General features: G+C 38.8%; 6 protein-coding genes. 4 read left to right on the top strand and 2 right to left on the bottom strand.

Features of this window, described 5'->3' with window-relative positions:
• Positions 1-232: 232 nt before the first annotated feature.
• From hemN to RMX89_RS34260, 4 genes are all read left to right on the top strand, one after another.
• Entirely contained in the window at positions 233-1,615 is a 1,383-nt protein-coding gene (hemN, locus tag RMX89_RS34275) for an oxygen-independent coproporphyrinogen III oxidase (protein ID WP_322692119.1), read from the top strand.
• 598 nt (positions 1,616-2,213) lie between these two features.
• Complete coding sequence (locus RMX89_RS34270) at positions 2,214-2,492, top strand: GlsB/YeaQ/YmgE family stress response membrane protein (RefSeq protein ID WP_322683864.1); 279 nt, start codon at positions 2,214-2,216, stop codon at positions 2,490-2,492.
• Between the two features lie 165 nt (positions 2,493-2,657).
• The gene (locus RMX89_RS34265; protein WP_012410902.1) at positions 2,658-3,350 is read left to right on the top strand and encodes a manganese catalase family protein; all 693 of its coding nucleotides are present in this window, start codon (positions 2,658-2,660) and stop codon (positions 3,348-3,350) included.
• Positions 3,351-3,668: 318 nt separating this feature from the next.
• Positions 3,669-4,409: a DUF3891 family protein gene (locus RMX89_RS34260; protein ID WP_322692118.1), complete on the top strand. Its 741-nt coding sequence runs from the start codon at positions 3,669-3,671 to the stop codon at positions 4,407-4,409.
• 904 nt (positions 4,410-5,313) lie between these two features.
• On the opposite strand, the gene RMX89_RS34255 is transcribed toward RMX89_RS34260, so the two are convergent.
• Positions 5,314-5,604 (bottom strand): hypothetical protein, encoded by a 291-nt coding sequence (locus RMX89_RS34255; protein ID WP_322692117.1) that lies wholly within the window; start codon positions 5,602-5,604, stop codon positions 5,314-5,316.
• 111 nt (positions 5,605-5,715) lie between these two features.
• Entirely contained in the window at positions 5,716-6,393 is a 678-nt protein-coding gene (locus tag RMX89_RS34250) for a response regulator (RefSeq protein WP_104908984.1), read from the bottom strand.
• Positions 6,394-6,459 lie beyond the last annotated feature (66 nt).

Here is a 6,459-nt window from a genome sequence, read left to right as displayed (position 1 = left end):
TGTCATTTGTCATTTGTCATTTGTCATTTGTCATTTGTCATTTGTCATTGGGCATTGGGCGTTAGGAGTGCTGTTAGCGGAAAGCTAAGGTTTAGCCCGTGCTGAGTTAGGAGTTAGGAGTTTTGTTTATCTCCTTGTCCCCTCATCTCCCCTGCCCCCTGCCCCCTGCTCCCTGCTCCCCTGCCCCCTGCTCCCTATTAATTACTCCCTTCATTTATTGGAAAGCAACTCAATGGTTTTTCTATTACCTGGTGTTAAGTTCGATCTGGATCTGATTCAAAAGTACGACACTCGCGCACCTAGATATACCAGTTACCCGCCCGCTACAGAGTTAAGCGAAACATTCACTGAAACTGATTTTAAGGCCGCGATCGCCGCCTCGAATCAACGCAAAACCCCTATGAGTTTGTATTTCCATATCCCTTTTTGCCAAAGTGCTTGCTACTTCTGCGGCTGTAATACAGTAATTTCCAACAACAAGAATATTGCTAAACCCTACGTGGAGTCTTTGGTTGAAGACATTAAAAACACCGCAGCTTTAATCGATTCCGATAGAAAAGTGCTGCAAATCCACTGGGGAGGTGGTACTCCTAATTATTTGGAGCGTCACCAAGTAGAATTTTTATGGAAAAATATCAATCGCTATTTCAACATCGATCCCCAAGCAGAAATCTCAATTGAGATTAATCCCCGCTATATCGATAAAAACTACATTTTCTTTTTGAGAAAGATTGGATTTAACCGCATTAGTTTTGGCATTCAGGATTTTAATCGCCAAGTTCAAGTAGCAGTGAATCGTGTCCAGCCTGAAGAAATGCTCTTTGATGTCATGAGTTGGATTAAAGAAGCTAAGTTTGAAAGTGTGAATGTAGACCTAATTTATGGTTTACCTTATCAGACACGTGAGACTTTTCAAGAAACGCTGAAAAAAACAATTGAATTAGATCCTGACCGAATTGTTGTGTTTAACTTTGCTTATGTCCCTTGGCTAAAACCGACGCAAAAAAATATTCCTCAAGAGGCGCTACCCCCAGCACAGGAAAAGTTAGAAATTCTGAAAATGACCATTGAAGAATTGACGAATAACCAATATCTATTTATTGGAATGGATCATTTCGCTAAAACTAATGATGAACTAGCGATCGCTCAACGTAATGGTACTCTTAAACGCAATTTTCAGGGCTACACTACCCACGCCGAAACAGAATTATTTGGTTTTGGTGCCACATCCATCAGTATGTTAGAAGATGCTTATGCTCAAAATCACAAGGAGTTAAAGGATTATTATCAAACACTGGCAGCAAGTAGTTTACCTATTAGTAAAGGTATCAAGCTCACTCAGAATGACATTATTCGACGGGATGTGATTATGAGTATTATGTCTCATTTTCAGCTTCATAAGCAAGATATTGAAAACAAATATCATATCAGTTTTGATGAATATTTTTCTGAGGAACTAGAGGCGTTAAAACCACTAGAAGCTGATGGTCTAGTCAGTTTATCAAAAAATCAGATTCAGATTACCGACATCGGTAGATTACTAGTAAGAAATATTGCCGTCATATTTGATACTCATACAAGAACGCGAGAGACAAAGTTTTCTCGTGCTATTTGATATCGCTTCTGCAAATCTTTACCACATATTATCCCCTCAATCTATCTGAAAAATAAAATTTGAGGGGATATTATTAAGACTATAGTAATCCAATTTTATGTTTGAACTTATTTGTGTGGTGCATGAAGCGCAGTGCAAGCGGATAGGCAGTCAAAAGGTAATTGGAATAAAGTTGTTAAATAAAAATCTACAAAAATCTTGGTTAATTATTTATATAGATAATTAACGATCGGTTATAACGAAAATTATCAAAAGTTGAATGAATAAATATTTTTAATACATCCCCAAGAAGTTAGATACGAACTTTATACCTGAAGACAGAGATAAAAAATAATATATTGATTAGCTAATTAACATTTAGTTTTGCTGACAATAATTATGTCTATGATTAGATGTTTTTAATAACTTCTAGCTTAAAATATGCAAAAATTTTCGTTTAAGGTTAAAAAGATGTAAAAAACGCAAATTCTCATCCAATTCTGAATATGAAAGTATTGTGTATAACTTTTGGATTTAACATTTACCCCATCTGGTAGAAAGAATTTGGAATTAGAGTTGATAACTTAGATATTAAGTGAGTGAGATTGTTGAGGCGGTTATGAGTATTATTGCTTGGATAGTTTTAGGACTTTTGGCAGGTGCAATCGCTAAAGCTATTTATCCTGGTTCTCAAGGCGGCGGAATTCTCTCCACAATGATTTTGGGTATCATTGGTGCTTTCGTCGGTGGAACTTTATTTACCTTGTTAAGAACAGGAACTCTGCAAATTACTGCGGCTGGCGCTGGTTTAACTCTTCCTGGTATTTTAGTGGCTGTGCTTGGTGCAATTGTTGCTATTTATCTGTGGGGATTAATCAGAAGAAGCAGCAATGCATAATCGCTGATTGGCAGTTATCAACCCTGAGATAACTACTGGACTTTTTCAATCTTTTAGTTCACGAGTAGAACAAGCTAAAAAACATCAAATTAGCTCTATCTGGAAAAAGACTAAAAGATAAATCAATTCATTCTGAAACATCATAACCTTGGGAAGTGTAGATCTATGTTTTTCCACAAAAAAGAGCCTATTCATGCAGTTAACGTAAGCGAACCAAACCCACGTTTTGCTCAATTGCTACTAGAGCAGTTTGGCGGAGCTACTGGAGAACTTAGTGCAGCGCTTCAATATTGGGTGCAATCATTCCATGTCGAAAATGCTGGCATTAAAGACATGCTCCAAGACATTGCAATTGAAGAATTCAGCCATTTAGAAATGGTTGGTAAACTCATTGAGGCTCACACTAAAAATGTAGATCAAACAGAGGCTTACAAGAGTACTCTTTTTGCAGTCCGAGGAATTGGGCCTCATTTTCTAGATAGCCAAGGTAATGCTTGGACTGCAAGTTACTTGAATGAGGGTGGAGATGTAGTACGTGATTTAAGAGCTAACGTTGCAGCTGAAGCAGGCGCTCGTCAGACTTACGAAGAATTGATTAAGTTGGCAACCGATAAAGGAACCCAAGAGACTTTAGTTCATCTGTTAACACGAGAAATTTCTCATACTCAGATGTTTATGAAAGCTCTAGATTCGCTAGGTAAGTTGACAGATCCATTCTTTGGTAATATTAAGCCCGATGAAACTGTTGCTCTTTACTACAACCTGTCTACAAACGGAAATGGTCAAGATGAGCGTGGGCCCTGGAATTCTGAGCCAACATTCAAATACATTGCTAATCCGCTAGAAAGCCACTCTTAATTGCATAGCTTGATTTTGAGTAAAGAGATGATTGGGAGATTCTAAAAAAATCCCACTCAGAAAGTAAAGTCGGTTATTTGCTCACCTGATTTAGCAAATTTTAGGCTGTTTCACTACATCTAGCAGGCAAAAATATTCCCGACTTTTCTAATAAGTCGGGAATTTTCGCTGAGTATTTGGCTATTACACCAATTAAAAATAGCTATAGCTATAAATATTCAGAAACACTGAAAAATTCCTAGCGATCGCTTCTTCAATTTCTACCTCGATATTTCTAATTTTAGAAATTAATTCAACTAAAAATCTGGAGATTAACTTGTGATTGTCAACGCTACATCAAATGGTTGGGAAGTCATTTATCATCGTGCCCATGCTTTATTAGCAGCTCAACTGGCTGGACAATGGCAACGTAAAAATGCTCCCGTAAGGTTATATGAAACAATAGCTGCAATTTCTCATCACGACGATCTAGAAAAAGAGTGGGAAGAAGATATTCTAACTGAAGCGGGTGCGCCAAAGGACTTCATGCTCTCCACAAATACCGATTTAGATGCAGGTGTCGATAAATTGGCTAATTTGGCAAAGAATGCCCTTTACCGTGGACGATGGGTAGCTCTATTAATTTCCATGCACATCAGCCGTTTAAATGAGTCAAGCCGGGGTAAATCTTCAAAATTAGACAAACTTTTAGACGAGCAACTTCAAAATCAGCAACGTTGGCGTAAAGAATTGGGCATCAAAAAGGAGGAAGTTGATGCAGCCTATGCATTTATGCAATGGTGCGATCGCCTTTCTCTCATTTTATGCCAGCAGGAACTACCTGACGATGAGCGGTTTTTAGAAATTAGCAAGGGCCCTGAAGGTGAGCGCTATGACATTATGCAGCGCAGTGATAACTTGGTTGTTGTCAAACCCTGGCCGTTCCAAAACGATAAATTCACGGTCAACGTCGAAGCCTGTGACCTCTCTGAGGTGAAATTTAAGAGTAGCACCGAATTAACTCAAGCACTACAAGAAGCCCCGATCAAGGTACTAGAGTGGACATTCGTTAAGAGTTAGATGCATACAACTTACAGCTATTTTCCTGACAATTGCTGTAAGAAAACTAGGTTATGCGATCGCACCCTTCTATCAAATCCCTACTTATTCTGACAATGGCGATCTGAGTAACGACTGCTGATGAGATACCAGAAGTAGCGATCGCATTTAGTGCTAAGGGCGTGATAGCAGTTTTAATTGTTTTAATTTTTATCTAAAGATGTAGTTTTAAAATACATTGATTATTACTTATGATAGTTCCTCTACATCATTCCAATCAGTGAAAGTAAATATACTTAATAACTGAGGTTCAAAGCATGGACTCAACAGGTAAGGTTCAAACTGTGAACTCGTCCTGGTCTCTTCCACTGCCGTTGAAAGAGTATGCAATGAGCCGAGTAACTGTCTACTATTATAGCGACAGATGGGTTCCAATCAAATATTGTTCTTTGGAAAAGGCAATTTTGCTTCACCAAAAGGCAAGAAGAGAAGGCAAGGAAATTTTTTTATTTCCTGCTAATATAGACCCTAATCAATTCTCAAACTCTTTTAACTGAAATGCATTGAGGTAGACTATCTTTCCAACATCTTGGCAACAAATTATTCAGCTATAGAGGCGTACATATATATGTACGCCTCTAATTGTAAATGTGGTTAGAAATGTGTGCCAACTTGAAAGCCAAAGGTGTGGCGATCGCTATAATATACATCTGCATTAGGTGGTCTAAGAGGATGAATGAACAAGTATTTTTGGTAACATTTAAGTATCAGAAACCTAACCCCCCTAGCCCCCCTTCCCTACAAGGGAATGGGGGTTTCAAAGCCTCTCCCCGAAGCGGAGAGAGGAATGGAAGCGGGGTTTATAGTATAGTTTGCAACTTTTCAAACAACCTCTAAAGGCTGTATTTACATCTCGTTAAAGATATTACTGCTTAGTACTACGATTGCTAAGTCCAAATATATACGCAATAAAAGTTGTTTGAGCTACTAAGATTCCGAGCGCTGTACCACCAAGTGCTACCCTAGCTTGAAAACTTCCTAGCTCATCAAGCTTTCGGGTTTCAATAAATGTTGTGCGTTCGAAATTGAATTGCCATCTTGCTGCTTCTGAGTTGCCAAGATAACTCAGAGGTAGACTTAGAATATAACCAAGAACCGTAAATGCTAAAGCTGTAGGAATAGTCAGCTTCAAATTTTGAAATATTAATGAGCGCATGGAAAAAAATTAGCTAAATTTAAAGTTTTTGCAACAATTTTAATAGTTAAAAATACTAGCCAAAGGTTGAACTTTAGTATTTTGAAAGTTGCAGATAAATTTATTCTAGTATCAAACCAAACCAGAACGCAGTGCGACAACTGCTGCTTGCACGCGATCGTCTACTGCTAATTTATTCATAATCCCTCGGACGTGAGTTTTGATGGTGTTGGGACTAAGATAGAGCTTTTCGGCAATTTCTGGGTTGCTCAATCCATCTACCATCAGCTTTAACACTTCTAACTCGCGCCCTGATAAGTTGGCGGTGTTGGTGGTGGGTGAAGGCGGTTTGAGATTGTCAATTACTCGCCGCGCAATTTGGGGATCGAGATAGGCTGCGCCATCAACTGCGGCTGCGATCGCACTTAACAATCTTTCCACACTTGCACCTTTGATACAATATGCATCTGCACCGCTAGATAGTGCAGCAATAATTTCTGTCTCTGTTTGATGAGATGTCAGCATCACTACATGAGTTGCTGGCAGTGCCGCCTTAATTTGCTGTGTCGCGGCAATGCCATCTAATCGCGGCAACCCAATATCCATAACCACCAAATCAGGTTTCAGTTGCAGTGCGGCTTGAACTCCCAAATAACCATCTTCAGCTTGTCCAACAATCTCTAACTGAGGATGAGCCATTAACGATTGCTCTAATCCCAATTGCATCATCGGATCGTCTTCGACAATTAACACGCGCAAGGGCGGAGCATTGACGGGTAAATTTAAGGGATAGCGAGTATCTAAAGACATTTTTATTAATTATTTGTCATTTGTCATTTGTCATTTGTCATTTGTCATTTGTCATTTGTCATTTGT

This window comes from Nostoc sp. DedSLP04, from assembly GCF_034530775.1.
Lineage (GTDB): Bacteria > Cyanobacteriota > Cyanobacteriia > Cyanobacteriales > Nostocaceae > Nostoc.
The sequence above is the reverse complement of the archived record's forward strand: the minus strand, read 5'-3'. Positions and strand labels throughout refer to the sequence as shown.

What these genes read in the sequence shown, in the direction of transcription:
- RMX89_RS34250 (WP_104908984.1), bottom strand. Translation starts at nt 6,393, where the DNA reads ATGTCTTTAGATACTCGCTATCCCTTAAATTTACCCGTCAATGCTCCG.
- RMX89_RS34255 (WP_322692117.1), bottom strand. Translation starts at nt 5,604, where the DNA reads ATGCGCTCATTAATATTTCAAAATTTGAAGCTGACTATTCCTACAGCT.
- RMX89_RS34265 (WP_012410902.1), top strand. Translation starts at nt 2,658, where the DNA reads ATGTTTTTCCACAAAAAAGAGCCTATTCATGCAGTTAACGTAAGCGAA.
- RMX89_RS34270 (WP_322683864.1), top strand. Translation starts at nt 2,214, where the DNA reads ATGAGTATTATTGCTTGGATAGTTTTAGGACTTTTGGCAGGTGCAATC.
- hemN (WP_322692119.1), top strand. Translation starts at nt 233, where the DNA reads ATGGTTTTTCTATTACCTGGTGTTAAGTTCGATCTGGATCTGATTCAA.